This window comes from Maribacter luteocoastalis, from assembly GCF_048890225.1.
GTDB lineage: Bacteria > Bacteroidota > Bacteroidia > Flavobacteriales > Flavobacteriaceae > Maribacter > Maribacter luteocoastalis.
In genome coordinates this window covers 394,247-411,201 of record NZ_JBMFZG010000002.1, presented here as the reverse complement: position 1 = coordinate 411,201, position 16,955 = coordinate 394,247, and the positions used below count along the sequence as shown (strand labels likewise).

At 36.7% G+C, this 16,955-nt stretch carries 15 protein-coding genes; 7 read left to right on the top strand and 8 right to left on the bottom strand.

What is annotated here, in order from left to right; genetic code table 11:
- Window positions 1-17 precede the first annotated feature (17 nt).
- The gene (locus tag ACOCEA_RS06415) at window positions 18-1,364 is read right to left on the bottom strand and encodes a TolC family protein (protein WP_420755385.1); all 1,347 of its coding nucleotides are present in this window, start codon (window positions 1,362-1,364) and stop codon (window positions 18-20) included.
- A gap of 209 nt (window positions 1,365-1,573) precedes the next feature.
- Here ACOCEA_RS06415 and ACOCEA_RS06410 point away from each other — a divergent pair, with 209 nt between their 5' ends.
- Window positions 1,574-2,938 (top strand): sigma-54-dependent transcriptional regulator, encoded by a 1,365-nt coding sequence (locus ACOCEA_RS06410; protein WP_420755384.1) that lies wholly within the window; start codon window positions 1,574-1,576, stop codon window positions 2,936-2,938.
- Window positions 2,938-4,284 (top strand): sensor histidine kinase, encoded by a 1,347-nt coding sequence (locus ACOCEA_RS06405; RefSeq protein WP_420755383.1) that lies wholly within the window; start codon window positions 2,938-2,940, stop codon window positions 4,282-4,284. Before ACOCEA_RS06410 ends, ACOCEA_RS06405 begins: the two co-directional genes overlap by 1 nt.
- A 2-nt stretch (window positions 4,285-4,286) precedes the next feature.
- On the opposite strand, the gene ACOCEA_RS06400 is transcribed toward ACOCEA_RS06405, so the two are convergent.
- From ACOCEA_RS06400 to ACOCEA_RS06380, 5 genes are all read right to left on the bottom strand, one after another.
- Entirely contained in the window at window positions 4,287-4,628 is a 342-nt protein-coding gene (locus ACOCEA_RS06400; RefSeq protein ID WP_420755382.1) for an MGMT family protein, read from the bottom strand.
- Window position 4,629: 1 nt separating this feature from the next.
- Window positions 4,630-5,259: a LysE family transporter gene (locus tag ACOCEA_RS06395; RefSeq protein ID WP_420755381.1), complete on the bottom strand. Its 630-nt coding sequence runs from the start codon at window positions 5,257-5,259 to the stop codon at window positions 4,630-4,632.
- Window positions 5,260-5,263: 4 nt separating this feature from the next.
- Window positions 5,264-5,932 carry a tRNA (guanosine(46)-N7)-methyltransferase TrmB gene (gene trmB / locus ACOCEA_RS06390; protein WP_420755380.1) on the bottom strand — a complete coding sequence of 223 codons (669 nt, stop codon included), beginning with the start codon at window positions 5,930-5,932 and terminating at the stop codon, window positions 5,264-5,266.
- A gap of 46 nt (window positions 5,933-5,978) precedes the next feature.
- Window positions 5,979-6,920, bottom strand: a complete 942-nt coding sequence (locus ACOCEA_RS06385) for a sensor histidine kinase (protein ID WP_420755379.1) — start codon at window positions 6,918-6,920, stop codon at window positions 5,979-5,981.
- A gap of 122 nt (window positions 6,921-7,042) precedes the next feature.
- Window positions 7,043-7,729: a response regulator transcription factor gene (locus ACOCEA_RS06380; RefSeq protein WP_420755378.1), complete on the bottom strand. Its 687-nt coding sequence runs from the start codon at window positions 7,727-7,729 to the stop codon at window positions 7,043-7,045.
- Between the two features lie 181 nt (window positions 7,730-7,910).
- Here ACOCEA_RS06380 and ACOCEA_RS06375 point away from each other — a divergent pair, with 181 nt between their 5' ends.
- From ACOCEA_RS06375 to ACOCEA_RS06355, 5 genes are all read left to right on the top strand, one after another.
- Entirely contained in the window at window positions 7,911-10,757 is a 2,847-nt protein-coding gene (locus ACOCEA_RS06375) for a TonB-dependent receptor (RefSeq protein WP_420755377.1), read from the top strand.
- A gap of 37 nt (window positions 10,758-10,794) precedes the next feature.
- Window positions 10,795-13,032: a hypothetical protein gene (locus ACOCEA_RS06370; RefSeq protein WP_420755376.1), complete on the top strand. Its 2,238-nt coding sequence runs from the start codon at window positions 10,795-10,797 to the stop codon at window positions 13,030-13,032.
- A 146-nt stretch (window positions 13,033-13,178) separates the two neighbouring features.
- The gene (locus ACOCEA_RS06365; protein ID WP_420755375.1) at window positions 13,179-13,487 is read left to right on the top strand and encodes a T9SS type A sorting domain-containing protein; all 309 of its coding nucleotides are present in this window, start codon (window positions 13,179-13,181) and stop codon (window positions 13,485-13,487) included.
- 168 nt (window positions 13,488-13,655) lie between these two features.
- Window positions 13,656-13,979, top strand: coding sequence for a T9SS type A sorting domain-containing protein (locus tag ACOCEA_RS06360; protein ID WP_420755374.1), 324 nt, complete (start codon window positions 13,656-13,658; stop codon window positions 13,977-13,979).
- Window positions 13,980-14,065: 86 nt separating this feature from the next.
- The gene (locus ACOCEA_RS06355) at window positions 14,066-15,043 is read left to right on the top strand and encodes a LuxE/PaaK family acyltransferase (RefSeq protein WP_420755373.1); all 978 of its coding nucleotides are present in this window, start codon (window positions 14,066-14,068) and stop codon (window positions 15,041-15,043) included.
- An 84-nt stretch (window positions 15,044-15,127) separates the two neighbouring features.
- On the opposite strand, the gene ACOCEA_RS06350 is transcribed toward ACOCEA_RS06355, so the two are convergent.
- Window positions 15,128-15,517: a hypothetical protein gene (locus ACOCEA_RS06350; protein WP_420755372.1), complete on the bottom strand. Its 390-nt coding sequence runs from the start codon at window positions 15,515-15,517 to the stop codon at window positions 15,128-15,130.
- Window positions 15,518-15,562: 45 nt separating this feature from the next.
- The gene (gene tyrS, locus ACOCEA_RS06345; protein WP_420755371.1) at window positions 15,563-16,861 is read right to left on the bottom strand and encodes a tyrosine--tRNA ligase; all 1,299 of its coding nucleotides are present in this window, start codon (window positions 16,859-16,861) and stop codon (window positions 15,563-15,565) included.
- Window positions 16,862-16,955: the final 94 nt, after the last annotated feature.

Here is a 16,955-nt window from a genome sequence, read left to right as displayed (position 1 = left end):
TTTACTAATTAATCTTTCTAGTTAATATTAAATACTGGCAACCCCCTATAAAAATCCAAAGTGCTTTTGTTTATTTCTGAACGAAGGTGTACCTGTAAATTTTCGTTTTGTGCGCTAGCAAATAAATTCTTTGCGGTAAAAAGTTCCAGTGCATTGATCAATCCTTTTTCATAACGCTTTTGAGCTATGGTAAATGCCAAATTTTGAGCTTCTACTTTCTTATTGCTCTGTGCCAACTCCACTAAAAGTGAATTATGGTCCTGTACCAATTGTTGAATGGTTTGAAATAGCACTTGTTCTTGTGTTTTCAGATTATTTTCTGCCCTTAAGCGTTCTATTTTAGATTGTTTTACCCTTGATCTCGCAGACCAGCCATTACTGATTGGAACACTAAAACTTACTCCAATATATTGGGATGTATTATCCCTAAATTGCTCTCTAAAAGGCAAGGTACTTCCTAAAGTATCTTGTCTGGTTTCAAAATAGCCTGTCCTAACACCTGCAAATAGGGAAAGAGAAGGGTATAGCCTACCTCTTGAGACCGCTACTTGTTTCTTTGCAGCTTTTGCCCTAAGTTCCTGGGCTTTAATTAAAGGTAAAAAGTCACGAGCGGTATTGTAGATGGTGTCCGATTTAATTTCCTCTTTACCTAAATCCACAGAGGTGCTTACCAAACTTTCTTGAATATTGATATCTGATATATTATCAAGACTCATGGCCTGTATCAAAGCTAATTTGGCAGTGGCCAATTGATTTTTACTCTGTGTTAGGCTTAATTCATCTGTTAACAATATGGATTCAGCTTCATAAAGATCGGCACCAGCTTTTAACCCAAGCTCTATCTGCTTTTTTACTAGGTCATAATTGGATTGAGACACAGCTAATTGCTCATTGGATATGGCTACCAATCCTTTAAAAAATTGAATATCATAAAAGGCTTGCATTACATTGAATGCCAATATAAATTTCTGTTGCAACAATTCTTCCTTTGTTGCCTTATATAAAAACTTTGATGCTTTTATAGCATTCATTTTCTGAAAACCTTGAAACAGATCTATAGATGATTCTAAGGAATAGTTATTGGAAAAAAAATCTTGTGTTATAAAAGTACCCGTATTGGGGTCTTCTGCCCTACCAAAATTAATGATATAGCTTGACGATGCATTTACAGAAGGCAATAAGTTTCTTATTGATTGGGAGTAGGTTTCCTTATTTGATTGGTTGGTATACTTAAAATCATTAAGCTGTAAATTATTTTCTAAAGCGTAAGCTACACATTCATCCAAAGTCCATTTGTCTTGGGCCCTTAGTCCTGTGCCTAAAACAAGAATGAAAAAGATAGATATTTTTATTTTTTTGATCATATTCTAAATTGCTATGCCAAACTAATTACTATTAACATGCCATAAATTTAATTAATTGATTATCAATATTTTATATTAAATATTAAATTTAAAAAATAAGACAACTGTAAAATAGTTATACAGATAATGTATAAAATTTTGACACTATACGAATTATAAGATTTTCAATTTGTAGCTTTAAACCAATAAAGCAACAATTATTTGGTCTCATGATAGATGCAAAAATTTTGGTGATTGATGATAACAAAAGTGTGTTGAGCGCTTTGGAGATTTTATTACAGTTTGAATACAAAAATATTCAGAGCATCTCTAACCCCAATCAAATTTCCTCTTTCCCAAATTTGGAAACTATAGACATCATCCTTTTGGACATGAATTTTTCTGCTGGGGTAAATTCCGGAAATGAAGGCCTTTATTGGCTTAGGGAAATAAAGAAAAAAGCACCGCATATTTCCGTTATCATGATGACCGCCTACGGAGCCATTAATTTGGCCGTGGAAGCCCTAAAGGAAGGTGCGTCCGATTTCATATTAAAACCTTGGAACAATGAACGTCTATTAACTACGGTAAAATCTGCCTATGAGCTTAGAAAGACACAAAAAGAGGTTATTCAGTTAAGAGAAAAGGAAAGCAACTTAAAAAAGGTTATCAATCAAAACTCCAATTATATCATTGGCAATTCCAAGGCTTTGAACTCGGTCCTGAGCTTAGTTCAAAAAGTGGCAAAAACAGACGTGAATGTTCTGGTTACCGGTGAAAATGGAACTGGGAAAGAATTGATTGCCCGTGAGCTACATAAACTATCGGCCAGAAGTCAAGAAGTTTTTATTTCTGTAGACATGGGGTCTATTTCAGAAAATTTGTTTGAAAGCGAACTGTTTGGGCATGTAAAAGGTTCCTTTACCGATGCAAAGGAAGATAGAGCGGGAAAGTTTGAAGCCGCTAATGGAGGCACCTTGTTTTTAGATGAAATAGGCAACCTTTCATTACAGATGCAGGCTAAACTTTTATCCGCCATTCAAAATAGGGTCATAGTTAGGGTAGGTTCAAACAAACCCATTCCTATAGACATAAGGTTACTCTGTGCCACTAACTGCAACCTTGATAAAATGGTATCCGAAGGGCTTTTTAGAGAAGATCTTTTGTACCGTATAAATACAATCCGTGTGGAGGTTCCCCCTTTACGGGAAAGAGAAAATGATATTCTAGTTTTGGCCGAATTTTTTTTAAACAAGTTCATAAACAAATATGGAAAGCCGGGACTGAAAATAAATCAATCGGCACAAGAAAAATTGCTTGCGTACTCCTGGCCCGGAAATGTTAGGGAATTGCTACATACCATGGAAAGGGCTGTAATCTTAAGTGATGGCAATGTCCTTAAACCGAACGACTTCTTATTGGAGTCCCAAACCAAAATATCTATCGAAAATGGACCAAGAACCTTGGAAGAAATGGAGTTGGCAATGATAAACAAGGCTTTAAATGAGCATGAAGGTAATTATAGTGCAGCAGCGGAACAACTAGGTATCTCTAGACAAACCCTTTATAACAAACTAAAAAAATCAGGTAAATAATGGTCAGCAAAAGCATATACTACCAACTGATTTTTAGAATAATCTTTATTGTGGTTTCTGCATTATTGGTAGCCTATCTTTACTTTAATCAAAACTATTTACTATTTGGAGTAGTATGCATAATTTTTATAGGACAAACCTATGGCCTGGTTTATTATGTAAACCAGACCAATAGAAAAATCGCTTATTTTTTTGATGCCATAAAGAATGAGGATTTTACTTTACGATTCCCTGAGAAACTCAGTGTAAAATCCTTAGAGGAACTTAATCACAGTTTGAATATGTTAAATTCCATGATTCAGGATATTCATTTAAAAAAACAAGCACAGGAGCAATATTATCAAGAAATATTAAGACAGGCCGATATTGGTATTTTCACAATCAATGCTAAAGGGCATATACTGTATGCAAATCCAACTGTACAAAATCTTCTAAACTACAGACCTTTAAATCACATAAAACAATTAAGACTAATAGATCAAAACCTATATGAACTGTTTGAAACGTTAGAACCTTTTGAAAATACTATATATTCCCTAGGCAATGAACGTGGAAAAAGAGAACTTACCTTAAAATGTACCCCTATAACCATTGAGGAAAATAAATTATTGCTTGTAATAGTACATGATATACAAAAGGAATTGGATGACAAGGAAACCGATTCTTGGGTAAAATTGATTAGGGTTTTGACCCATGAAATTATGAACTCGATAACCCCAATAACCTCAATATCAGAATCCATTTTAAAATACTACAAAAAAGGAAATGAATTAGCTACCCCAGAAGCGTTTGGGGAACTACAGATTAAGAATACTGCGAAAGGTTTAGAAGTGATAAAAGAGCAAGGAAATGACCTTATGAGTTTTGTACAGTCTTATCGTACATTTTTAAGTGTGCCCGAGCCAGACAGGGAGTTAATTCCAGCAAAAAAAATTCTTGAAAAAGTAAAATTACTTTTACAGGAGTACACCAATACCCATAATATACAATTCGAAATATATTGTGAACCGGAGAATTTAGAACTTTATATAGACGAAAAACAAATGACCCAAATATTGCTCAATTTAGGCAAGAATGCACAACAAGCCATTACAGGTCAAACCAACGGTCTCATTATTATACATTCTGGCATTGATATGCAGGGTAAAAAATTTATTAGCGTGAAGGATAACGGTCCCGGTATACCGCCAGAACTTCTGGACGAGATTTTTGTTCCCTTTTTCACCACCAAGAATACAGGTACGGGAATTGGATTAAGCCTTAGCAAACAAATTATGCGGCTACATGGAGGTTCAATTAGGGTAATTTCTAATGGAAACACCACCTTCACCTTAACTTTTGAATAATTTCAACCATCTGTTTCCAATTCCTTAAAAGGGTCCCAAAAATGGGATTCAAGATTCTGAATTTGATTATCGATTACTTTTACACCTTCACTTTCCAACAATTGCTGCATCAAATTAGTGCCCTCAAAATGATGTTTCCCTGTTAACAAACCCGCTTTGTTTACGACCCTATGCGCCGGTATGTATTCCATGTTATGTGAAGCATTCATGGCCCAACCAACCATTCTAGCACTTCTTGCAGCACCTAAATACTTGGCAATAGACCCATAGGAAGTTACTCTACCATAAGGAATTTGCCTAGCTACTTCATACACTTTTTGAAAAAAATTTTGATTGTCCTGCATTTTAATTGTTATAGACCCTTGCAATGGTTATCAGTAATAAAACAAGCATTAAAGCCGATAAAATATAGTTTGCATTTTTTGCAAAACTATCGGTTTTATGTTCCAATTTATTAAAATAGAAAACATAAAGATAAAGAACGGAAAAGGTGCCTAACCCAGCGGCCAAGACAAAAATTATGATATCCCAAACCATAAATTTTATCCAACCAGAAGCATTCCACATAATATTAAGTCCACTATAATATGGGATAGTCAATAGATTTATACCTGCCAAAAAAACACCTTTAAAATAACTGTTTCTCTTGCTGATCTTAATGGCTTGTATTTCCTTTTTCCTATTGCTACGGGCAGCTAAAAAAAAGTAGACTGCCAGTACTGCGAATACCACTAAAGCAATCTTTAACAAAACAGAAACAACATCTGGATTTCTATCTAAAAACTTTGAAATAAATACAGCCACAGTAGCCTGTAACATAATCATGGTAGAAACGCCAAGGCTAAATATCACACCATTTAATTTATCCTTTTCTACACTGGTCTTTGCAGCGTTCATATTTAAAAGGCCCGGTGGAACCGTTGCCATAAATGCAGCCGAAAAAGTTGCAAAAAAAAGTATAAGCAAGTGTTCCATTTGGTTAGTTCACCCTAAATTGAATGTAGGTAATTGGTTTGCCTTTTTCAAGATACTGATTTTCGTAGAAAGTTTGAATGTCCAATACCTCATCAGGACTGCCTTCATTCTTATAAACGTCATGGTTAGCGTATAGCACCTCTAAACCCAAACCTTGTAAAAGGCCCAGAGTATACCCGTGCATGAACTCACTATCCGTTTTTAAGTTTACTACACCTTTTGGTTCTAAAACGGCTTTGTACTTCTCTAAAAACACTTTGTTGGTCATACGGTGTTTTGTTCTCTTGTATTTTATTTGTGGGTCTGGAAAAGTAATCCATATTTCGGAAACTTCATTGGCCCCAAAAATCATATCCACCAATTCTATTTGGGTGCGCAAAAAGGCAACATTGTCTAGACCTTCTTCTAGGGCTGTTTTAGCTCCTTTCCAAAATCTGGCACCTTTTATATCGATCCCAATAAAATTTTTGTTCTGTTCTTTGCGTGCGAGTCCAATGGTATACTCGCCTTTACCACAACCCAGTTCAACTATAATAGGATTGTCATTTCCAAAATACGATTTCCAAAGACCCTTATGTTTAAAGCCTTCTTGAACTTCTTCCCTAGTTGGTTGTATGACATTTTTAAATGTCTCGTTTTCCTTAAATCTTTTAAGCTTGTTCTTGCTTCCCACAATAATAAAATATTGGCAAAGCTAAGAAAATTAGATAGGGTGTCCCTTACTGTTTCTCCTTAATTTCTTTTGGACTTTTCTCTAAGGTAAATGAGAATTCTGAACCAACACCCAAAGAGCTTTCTACATAAATTTTCTCCTTATGTGCTTCTATCACATGTTTAACAATTGCCAATCCTAAACCAGAACCCCCTTCTTTTCTACTACCGCTTTGATCTACCCTGTAAAACCGCTCAAATAGACGCGGAATATGACTTTGTGGAATACCCTCGCCATTATCGGTGACCCTAACAATGACCTTATTCTTTACCAAGTTTTCAACACTTACCTCTGTAGTGCCATTTTCATTGCCATATTTAATTGAATTTACCAATAAGTTCGTTAAAACTTGCTGTATTTTTTCCTTATCGGCATATACCATTATAGGATCTTTATAAAACATATCAAAAGTTAACACTATGTTCTTTTTGGCCGCCTTCATTTCCAATAGGTCAAAAACACTTTGTATCAATTCTATAATATTAAAGTGCTCTTTTTGTAACCGTAGATCACCTACTTCTAGTTTGGTAATCAAATCCAAATCCTTTACAATGTAAATAAGCCTATCAACTGCCTTATTGGCCCTTATGAGATACTTTTTTCGAATATTCTTGTCATCCATAGCACCATCCAACAATGTTTCTAAATACCCTTGCACAGTAAATAAAGGTGTTTTAAGCTCGTGGGATACATTTCCTAAAAAGTCCTTTCTGTATTCCTCTCGAATCTTAAGAGTGTCGATCTCAATTTTCTTATCCTTGGCAAACTTTTCTATTTCTGCCGTTAGGGTACGCATATCTGTAGTAATTGCGTCTGACTTTAGTGAACTGGATTCTAACAGTGCTACATCATCGTATATTTTTTTGATACGTTTATAGATGAATTTCTCTATCCGAAATTGAAGAAAGATAAATGAGACACCAAATACCAAAACTGACTGTAAAATCATTAGTGGCCAGTTTATTAAATTAAACTGCCATAACAAAAAGGCTAAAATTATTGCAGTGAACAGCGTTATGTAAAATGCCGAACGAAAGGCAAACCTATAGGATTTTTTAGATTTTACAGCCATTACAGCACAAACTTATATCCTACTCCTTTAACTGTTTTAAAATGATCCTCCCCTATTTTTTCCCTTAACTTACGAATATGCACGTCTATGGTACGGCCACCAACAACTACCTCATTACCCCAGACTTGGTCCAATATTGCTTCCCGTTTAAAAACTTTACTAGGCTTAGAGGTTAAAAGAGCAAGTAATTCAAACTCTTTTCTTGGCAATATTATTTCCTTTCCCTTCTTAACAATTTTGTACTCTTCCCTATTGATTACAATATCACCGACTTTGGTGATATCGTTATGGGAGCTATCTTCTTGTTTAATTCTACGAAGCAATGCATTTACCTTGCTTACTAAAACTTTAGGTTTAATAGGCTTGGTAATATAATCGTCTGCACCAGCATCAAAACCCGCAACTTGGGAATAATCCTCTCCACGAGCTGTTAAAAAGGTAATGATAGTATTTTCCAAACCGGGCGTTCTTCGGATTATTTCACAGGCTTCAATACCATCCATTTCAGGCATCATAACATCTAAAATAATTAAATGTGGAAGTTTCTTCTTGGCCTTGGCAACTCCTTCTGCACCATTCTTGGCCGTGTAAACATCATAACCTTCTGCAGACAGATTATAACCTACAATCTCCAATATATCAGGCTCATCGTCTACAAGTAGTATCTTAATATCCTTCTTTTTCATGGTAATTCAGTGAGGTTGTTTTGTCAAAAATAAAGATAATACCATTAACACAGAGTCGCTTAACATTGATTTAATATAGTAACGTTTAACTAACCTTATTGCAATATACATTTAACATAGCCATAACTCGACTTTTACACCTCCTAACGTTCTTTGCCGCTGATTAGAACAATTGTAATTAATGAAGAATTTAGTAACTATTTTATTTTTATCGTGCACAGTATATCTATCTGCCCAAGAGACTGGTAGCATTGTTGGAAAGCTTACCGACAAAGAATATAACGACGAGCCATTGGCATTTGCAAACGTACTTATTAAAGGTACAACAAAAGGGGCAACTTCAGATTTTGACGGACTATATGAAATTGGAAATTTAGAACCGGGAACATACGTTGTAGTTATAAGTTACTTAGGCTACGAAACAGTGGAAATACCCAATGTAACTATTGAAGCTGGCAAAGTAACCACTATTAATGTACCCATGAGTGCATCAGAAGGGGTTTCTCTAGACGAGGTAGTAGTAACAACAGTAGCAAGGAAAGACTCAGAAGTTGCTTTGTTGTTAGACCAAAAAAGAGCTGTAGAGATAAAGACCACTATTGGTGCTGAAGAATTGACCAGAAAAGGGGTTGGTGATGTGGCCACTGCGGTTAGCAAGGTAACCGGTGTTTCTAAACAAGAAGGATCAGGCGATGTATATGTAAGAGGATTGGGTGACAGATATAATGTGACCACATTAAATGGACTACCATTACCGTCTAACGACCCTTCAAAGAAAAATATAGATTTAGGTATTTTTGGCACAAGTATCGTTGAATCTATTGGTATTGACAAAACATTCAACGTACAGAATTATGGAGATTTTGCCGGTGCCAATATTGATATTTTATCAAGAAACTATTCCGGTAGCGGTCTTTTAGAGGTATCCTTATCCTCTGGTGTAAATACATTGGTTGTAGGTGAGCAATTTTATCTTAATGATGGCCCTACTTATTCTGGATTCTATGATATCAACGCTCCAGCTTTTCCATTAAACAATTATAATTTCACAACTAGCTGGGACCGCTCAGAAGTAAACTCCCCTACTAATATTGGTGGATCGTTAAAGATTGGAAAAACGTTTAACATTGGGGAGAAAGCCAAATTAAATTTCTTTGGTGTTGGGTCTTTTAGTAATGGTTATGAATATCGCGAGGGTATTAACCGAGGCGGTGTTAACATAGGTACAGCACTAGCTAACTCTGAGTACGATTATATTGGTTTTAAATACAATACGAATACCACCGCCATGGCCAATATAGGCCTAATCAGTGAAAAACACAGTTTAAAGTATAATACACTTTATTTAAATACAACCACGCAAAGACAGGACGAGTTTACCGGTATTATTGACCGTGAAGATGACGCTGCCGATGGTGGTGGATTTATTCAAAGAGCTACTTTCGAAAGAAACATTTTAATTGTAAACCAATTACTTGGAAATCACAAATTAGGAGATCAGGTAGAGGCAGACTGGGGTGTTTCATACAATATGCTTATTAATAAAGTTCCCAATAGAAGGCAAAACACATTGGTCCCCTCTATAAATGGTGTTCCAGAAAGCGCTAAATCATTCGAATTTGTCTCCGCTGCGTCTGACAACCACAGGTATTTTCAAGATCTTGACGAGAATGAATTGGCTGCCAATGCTTCTCTTTCCTATAACTTTAAGGTCAACGAAGATGATGGTTTTGATGGAAAATTAACCTTGGGTTATAGCGGTAGATTTAAAGATGTTGAATTTTATGCGACACAATATAACTTCAGAATTAGAAGGGGCAGTGGCATTAATCAACCTTTAATCAATGATATTAGAAATATTGATGGCTACTTTAACCAAGAGAATTTAAATGCCGGATTATATAGCATAGAGACCTTTAGGGGAAATGCAGGTTTCGGCGGTGCTTTAATACCCCAATATTACACAGGAAATCAAGAGGTTAATGCAGGATACGTTTCACTTTCCTATAAGTTAAATCCAAAATTTACCATGCTCGCTGGTGTAAGGGGTGAAAACATTACACAGAGTATCAACTGGAGCACGGTAATACAAGGTGAAGGCGATAACAGCTTAAGTACATTTGAAGTTTTACCATCACTATCCTTAAAATATGAGGTAACTGAAAAAGCTAACCTGCGTTTCGCGGGCAGTAAAACCTATACGTTGCCACAATTTAAGGAAAGAGCTCCTTTCTTGTTCCAAGAGGAAGTAAACCAAGATACTTTTGGTAATCCTAACCTTCAAAATTCTGTAAACTATAATGCCGATGTTCGCTGGGAGTTTTTCCCGACAGCTAGTGAGGTTGTTTCCTTGACGGCTTTTGGCAGGTATATCTTAGATCCAATCAACAAGATTACCGTAGCCTCTGCTGCCAACGATGTAAGTTGGGCAAATACAGGTGACAATGCTATTGCTTTAGGAGCAGAGTTGGAAATAAGAAAACAACTTTTTGAAACCGAAAAAGAGATGCCAAATACTATCCTTAAAAAAGGAATGAGTTTTGGTGCTAATTTCTCATACTTAAACACAAATCAGAAACTAGATCCAACTAAAATTGCCGAAGAGACCACCTTTACAGTTAGACCAACATTTACCGAAACTGGATTAAGTGGTGCTTCTGATTTTATTGCCAACGGTGATATCACTTACAATTTTGATATTAAGGAAAATTCCAATATCCAAACAACATTGGCATACAACTATTTCTCAGATAGAATATTTGCACTTGGATCTGAAGGTAGGGGAAACTTGGTAGACAAAGGTGTTTCTACCTTAGATTTCATTAGCTCCTTTCAAGTAAACGACCATATCAGTATAGGCTTGAACGCCAAGAACTTATTAAATCCTACGGTAACCAGATACCAAGATAATGCTATTGGCAATATAGACCCCATTTTTATCGAAAGAGGTGTATTAGAACAAGAAGTGGATATTTTGACCTACAAAAAAGGTCTGGATTTAAAATTATCGTTTGCATATAAATTTTAATCAATAAACCTATTAAAACATTTTAAAAATTAACGCTATGAAAAAGAAAATTTTTAGATTAATGTTAGCCTTTTCCGCGACAGCATTTGTGGTTAGTTGTGGTAAAGATGATGGTACCGTAATCCCAACAGCAACTTGTTCAGACGGAATACAAAACGGGGATGAAACCGGAGTTGATTGTGGTGGATCTTCATGTACCGCCTGTGTTGAGGAACCTACTTCTGTTGACTTAACCGGCGATGTTACCGAGGATGTTACTTTAGACGCCTCTGTTGCGTATAATTTAACTGGCGCATATGTAGTAAAATCTGGAGCTTCCTTGACCATTCCTGCGGGAACAGTTATTGAAGCCGCTGGTGGTACTGCTGCTTTTATCGGTGTGGAAAGAGGTGCACAAATATTCATTAATGGTACGGCCGCTGCACCCGTAGTTATGACTTCAGGAGCTGCTTCTCCTGCAGCCGGTGACTGGGGTGGTCTAGTGATAGCCGGTGATGCCCCTACCAACAAAGGAACGGACATCACTACTGAGGTTGGTGACCTTACCTATGGTGGTACTAATGCAGCAGATGATTCTGGTTCTATTACCTACCTACGTGTTGAATATACAGGTGCTACCTTCTCTAACGATAAGGAGTTCAACGGTGTTTCCCTTTTCGGTGTTGGATCTGGAACAACTTTTGACTATGTACAGTCCTACAATGGTGGTGATGACGGTATAGAGTTCTTTGGTGGTGCCGTTAGTGGCAACCACTTGGTATCCATAGGAAGTGGTGACGATTCTATTGACTTTGCCGATGGTTGGACCGGTAACGGTACAGACTGGTACATCGCTGATGGTGCCAAAGCTGGTATCGAAGGTTCTAACAATGGGGATAACGGAAATGCTACTCCTGTTACCACTACAACTTTGACCAATATCACTGTAGTTGGTCCAGTAACCGAAGGTGCCCTTTACTTTAAAGAAGGTGGCGGGAACTTTACAATAAATAACTTCTACACTTCTGGCGTTGATTTAGGAATAAAAGTTAAGGATACCGATACTGAGGCCAATGCTAGAATTGATGCCGATGCCCTTGTGATCACGAACATTCAATTTACAAATGCCCCAGAAGGTTTTGTTGCTACCGATTATGCCGGAACAAATACTGATTTCTATACAGAAGGAATTGCAACTGGCGCGGGTAATGGAGCTAGTGCTCCTGACTGGGCAGCCGGTTGGACCACTGGTCTAAGCAATAGTATTTCAATTACAAGTGAAAATTTAGCCGGTGAAATTACTACTGATATTTCTCTATCTGCTTCTGTTGAATATTTCCTTACAAGTGGTCTTGTTGTTAAAGCAGGTGGTTCTTTAACTATCCCTGCTGGAACTACAATAAAAGCCGCTGGTGGTACTGCTGCTTTTATCGGTGTGGAAAGAGGTGCACAAATATTCATTAATGGCACTTCTTCTGCTCCTGTTGTAATGACTTCTTCTAGTGCTACTCCCGCAGCCGGTGACTGGGGTGGTCTAGTGATAGCTGGTGATGCCCCTACCAATAAAGGAACGGACATCACTACTGAGGTTGGTGACCTTACCTATGGTGGTACTAATGCAGCAGATGATTCTGGTTCTATTACCTACCTACGTGTTGAATATACAGGTGCTACCTTCTCTAACGATAAGGAGTTCAACGGCGTTTCCCTTTTCGGTGTTGGATCTGGAACAACTTTTGACTATGTACAGTCCTACAATGGCGGTGATGACGGTATAGAGTTCTTTGGTGGTGCCGTTAGTGGCAACCACTTGGTATCCATAGGAAGTGGTGACGATTCTATTGACTTTGCCGATGGTTGGACCGGTAACGGTACAGACTGGTACATCGCTGATGGTGCCAAAGCTGGTATCGAAGGTTCTAACAATGGGGATAACGGAAATGCTACTCCTGTTACCACTACAACTTTGACCAATATCACTGTAGTTGGTCCAGTAACCGAAGGTGCCCTTTACTTTAAAGAAGGAGGCGGGAACTTTACGGTAGTTAACTTTTACACTTCTGGTGTTGACTTAGGGGTAAAAGTTAAGGATACGGATACTGCTGCTGCTGCAAGAATAGAAGCCAATGCCTTATCTATTGATCCAATACAATTTGATGCTCCTGCTGTAGGTTTTGTACAAACAGATTATACAGGTGCCAACCAAGCATTTATCGTAGTTGGCGATAATACCGGTGCTGGTAACGGTGCTGGCGAGCCTGATTGGGCCGCTGGTTGGACTACTGGTATTAATTAAGAAATTCTATTTAAAATAAGAAAAAGCCCGCTTGTCGCGGGCTTTTTTACATTTCATCGAAAAGTTAAAAGATTCTAAGCTATCCTATTGACTTTCAGCTTCTATAATTCCTATATTTGTGGCATAGCATTTGTAACCAGCTATATATGAAGCACCTTTACCTAATTGTAACATTCTTGTTTATTTCCTATAGTTATGGGCAAAGTTCCCAAAACAATGGGGATATTGACGGTTTTAGAATGTACCCCAACCCTGTTACAAATAGTAAAGTTTATATCTCCACGTCACAAAATGGCCCTAAGGAAATCATGATTTACGATGTTTTGGGAACATTAGTTTTGAAAACTACTATTTTAGGCAAAGAACTTGGATTGAATGATTTGGACGCGGGTGTATATGTTTTACGTGTCTTTGAAAAAGATAAAATGGCTACCCGAAAACTAATCATTAAGTAAGGCCAACACCTCCATTGCCTTCATTTAACATTCGGTTATCGGTCAAAAAATCCGATGAATTACCAGCCGTAATCTGTTGACCTACATAATCTTATGCTTCACAACATTTTTAATTACCCTTAATGGCTTCTTTATACCTTTAGCTTGTTGATCCCAAATCAATTTCAAATGAAAAAAATCTACTTTATCCTGCTTTTAGGATTTACCATAGGCATGTACGCCCAGGAACCTATTGACTTCAGAAATTCTAAAAATGATGAAATTCCTGGTTTTAAATTATATCCCAATCCTGCTACGGCGGATATGGTATACGTAACCACTGAAAAAAACGACATCAAAAAAATTAAAATTTTCGATGTTTTTGGTGAATTGGTACTGACCGATAGAATAACAAACAAAACATTGGACATTTCACGTCTTTCTCCTGGGGTTTACGTTGTACAGGTAATAGAAAACGAAAATTCTATAAATCGGAAATTGGTAATAAAGTAAAGGCCTCTCTGGTTTACCTCTTTAACCATTAATAATATACCATTCATTTCTTTGGGTTCTTTACCTTTGTCATAAGGTTAAGGAAAATGAATACTACGGACATTTTTAAAATTGATTCAGAAGAAAGTTTCATAACACATGCACTGGAAACTTTTCGGTTTCAAAATAAAAATAACAGCGTTTATAAATCTTTCTGTGACTTCCTAAATGTTAGTCCAAATTCAGTGACCACACTAGCACAAATACCATTTCTTCCCATCCAATTTTTCAAGGAAAAAATAATTCTTAGTACTTCGAACGACCCTAAAACAATTTTTACCAGTAGCGGAACTACAGGCTCTGTAACAAGCAAACATTATGTTACCGATATTTCTTTATATACAGACAGTTATTTAAAAGGTTTTAAAGCATTTTACGGCTCACCTAAGGAGTATTGCATTTTAGCGCTTTTACCCTCCTATTTAGAGCGTGAAGGCTCTTCCTTGATATATATGGTCAATGATCTTATTAAAAAATCCCAGCACCCAAAAAGTGGTTTTTTTCTTAACGATTTTGAACTTTTATCCCAACATTTGGATGAGCTTGAAGCTACAGGCCAAAAAACCCTACTGATCGGTGTTTCCTTTGCTTTATTGGATTTTGTGGAGAAATATCAGTTTCAATTAAAAAATACCATTGTGATGGAAACTGGGGGAATGAAAGGAAGACGAAAAGAACTTATTCGACAAGAACTCCATGAAATGCTAATAAAAGGGTTTGGAGTGGACAAAATCCATTCTGAATATGGAATGACGGAATTGCTCTCACAAGCGTATTCGAAAGGCGACAGCCTTTTTAACTGCCCTCCGTGGATGCATATTTTAATAAGGGATACCGAAGACCCCTTATCATACCAAAGTACAGGAAAAACTGGAGGAATAAACGTGATAGATCTGGCAAATAGAAATTCTTGTTCCTTTATTGCCACACAAGATTTAGGTAAAAGCTATGCCAAAGGAAGTTTTGAAATACTTGGTAGGTTTGACCATTCTGACATTCGCGGTTGCAATCTTATGGCACTTTAGTCTTTTACACACAATGCAACCCAAGAACATCAAAGGTGAACTTGGTATTTTTTAATGCATCGTTGGACCTAAATAGATGAATATCTATAACCTGACAAAATTATATGACACCTCATCATCTGCGATATTTGGATTGTCCAGATAAATAAGTGATAGTTTGTTTCCGTTAATACTGAATTGATAAACGGTATTGTCGGGAAAGCCAAGGGTATTTCCTTCTCCCCCATAATAGTAAACTCCGTTTTCTTTAAAGAATTGATAGTCCCCGGCATTAATAACAGTTACTGTGCCGGCATTGACATCAAAAATAATATGAGTTTCAGAAAAATTGATTTCAGGGTCAAAAGCACAAAAACAGCTAACATTGGTCAGTACCCATTCACCTTCCAACCCACTGTCATATATAACGCGATCATTGTCAGAAGCACAAGCAACAAAAAATAATGAAGTTAAAAGCAGAAAGATTTTTTTCATTACTTTTTTCGTTTAGCTATACATTATATAACCGCCAAAGGTCATCTAATTTTTTACGGTTATTACAAAATAATTCTTCTTTCCTCTTTGTAATAGCACAAACTTGTTATTTATCAAATCGTTTTTGGTTATGACAAAGCCCTCTTTTACCTTTTCTTTATTAACGGAAATGGAATTCTGTTTTAATTCCCTACGTGCTTCGCCATTGGAATTTAAAAAACCGGTTTGGGCAGAAAGTGCCGCAATCATATCCAGTCCGTCATGTATAGAATCCATGGACACTTCTGCCTGAGGAACACCTTCAAATATATCTAAAAAGGTCTTTTCATTTAAGCCCTTTAAATCTTCAGATGTTGATTTCCCAAATAAAATACCACTCGCTTTTACCGCATTGTCCAAATCTTCTTGACTATGCACCATTATGGTTATTTCTTCTGCCAAGGTTTTTTGGAGTAACCTTATATGTGGCGCTTCATTATGTTCCGAAATTAATTTTTCAATTTCATCCTTGGTCAAAAAAGTGAAGATCTTAATATATTTTTCTGCATCGGCATCTGAGGTATTTAACCAATATTGATAAAATTTATAGGGTGACGTTCTATTGGCATCCAACCAAACATTACCACTTTCTGTCTTGCCAAATTTAGTGCCATCGGCCTTGGTGATTAATGGACATGTTAGCGCATATCCCTTTCCACCTGCAATTCTTCTAATTAGCTCTGTTCCAGTAGTAATATTTCCCCATTGATCACTACCTCCCATTTGAAGGGTACAGTTATATGTCCTAAACAGATGTAAAAAATCATATCCTTGAACCAACTGGTATGTAAACTCTGTAAAGGACATACCTTCCTTAGCCTCGGCTGAAAGTCGCTTCTTTACGGAATCTTTGGACATCATGTAGTTAACTGTAATGTGCTTACCTACATCACGAATAAACGCTAAGAATGAAAAATCTTTCATCCAATCATAATTATTTACTAAAACAGCAGCATTGCTAGCGTCACTTTTAAAATCTAAAAATCTAGAAAGCTGCTCTTTTAAAGCCTCTTGATTATATCTTAAGGTTTGTTCATCCAATAAATTACGTTCTGCGGATTTACCCGATGGATCACCAATCATGCCTGTTGCCCCTCCTATTAACGCATACGGTTTATGGCCTGCCAATTGAAAATGACGGAGCATCATAACCCCTACTAAATGACCAATATGTAAGGAATCTGCAGTAGGATCAATACCAACATAGGCAGATTGCATCCCGTCCATTAGATATTCTTCGGTTCCAGGCATGGCATCGTGTAACATTCCCCTCCATTCCAATTCCTTAACAAAATTTAAAGTCATTTTTTACTAGTGTTAAATATTTGAGTGCAAATATAAAAGGAAATATTGCGCTTATCTACTGGAAAGCATTAGGAATTTATCCATAGGTATTCGC

What these genes read in the sequence shown, in the direction of transcription:
- ACOCEA_RS06415 (WP_420755385.1), bottom strand. Translation starts at nt 1,364, where the DNA reads ATGATCAAAAAAATAAAAATATCTATCTTTTTCATTCTTGTTTTAGGC.
- ACOCEA_RS06410 (WP_420755384.1), top strand. Translation starts at nt 1,574, where the DNA reads ATGATAGATGCAAAAATTTTGGTGATTGATGATAACAAAAGTGTGTTG.
- ACOCEA_RS06405 (WP_420755383.1), top strand. Translation starts at nt 2,938, where the DNA reads ATGGTCAGCAAAAGCATATACTACCAACTGATTTTTAGAATAATCTTT.
- ACOCEA_RS06400 (WP_420755382.1), bottom strand. Translation starts at nt 4,628, where the DNA reads ATGCAGGACAATCAAAATTTTTTTCAAAAAGTGTATGAAGTAGCTAGG.
- ACOCEA_RS06395 (WP_420755381.1), bottom strand. Translation starts at nt 5,259, where the DNA reads ATGGAACACTTGCTTATACTTTTTTTTGCAACTTTTTCGGCTGCATTT.
- ACOCEA_RS06385 (WP_420755379.1), bottom strand. Translation starts at nt 6,920, where the DNA reads ATGATTTTACAGTCAGTTTTGGTATTTGGTGTCTCATTTATCTTTCTT.
- ACOCEA_RS06380 (WP_420755378.1), bottom strand. Translation starts at nt 7,729, where the DNA reads ATGAAAAAGAAGGATATTAAGATACTACTTGTAGACGATGAGCCTGAT.
- ACOCEA_RS06375 (WP_420755377.1), top strand. Translation starts at nt 7,911, where the DNA reads ATGAAGAATTTAGTAACTATTTTATTTTTATCGTGCACAGTATATCTA.
- ACOCEA_RS06370 (WP_420755376.1), top strand. Translation starts at nt 10,795, where the DNA reads ATGAAAAAGAAAATTTTTAGATTAATGTTAGCCTTTTCCGCGACAGCA.
- ACOCEA_RS06365 (WP_420755375.1), top strand. Translation starts at nt 13,179, where the DNA reads ATGAAGCACCTTTACCTAATTGTAACATTCTTGTTTATTTCCTATAGT.
- ACOCEA_RS06360 (WP_420755374.1), top strand. Translation starts at nt 13,656, where the DNA reads ATGAAAAAAATCTACTTTATCCTGCTTTTAGGATTTACCATAGGCATG.
- ACOCEA_RS06355 (WP_420755373.1), top strand. Translation starts at nt 14,066, where the DNA reads ATGAATACTACGGACATTTTTAAAATTGATTCAGAAGAAAGTTTCATA.
- ACOCEA_RS06350 (WP_420755372.1), bottom strand. Translation starts at nt 15,517, where the DNA reads ATGAAAAAAATCTTTCTGCTTTTAACTTCATTATTTTTTGTTGCTTGT.
- tyrS (WP_420755371.1), bottom strand. Translation starts at nt 16,861, where the DNA reads ATGACTTTAAATTTTGTTAAGGAATTGGAATGGAGGGGAATGTTACAC.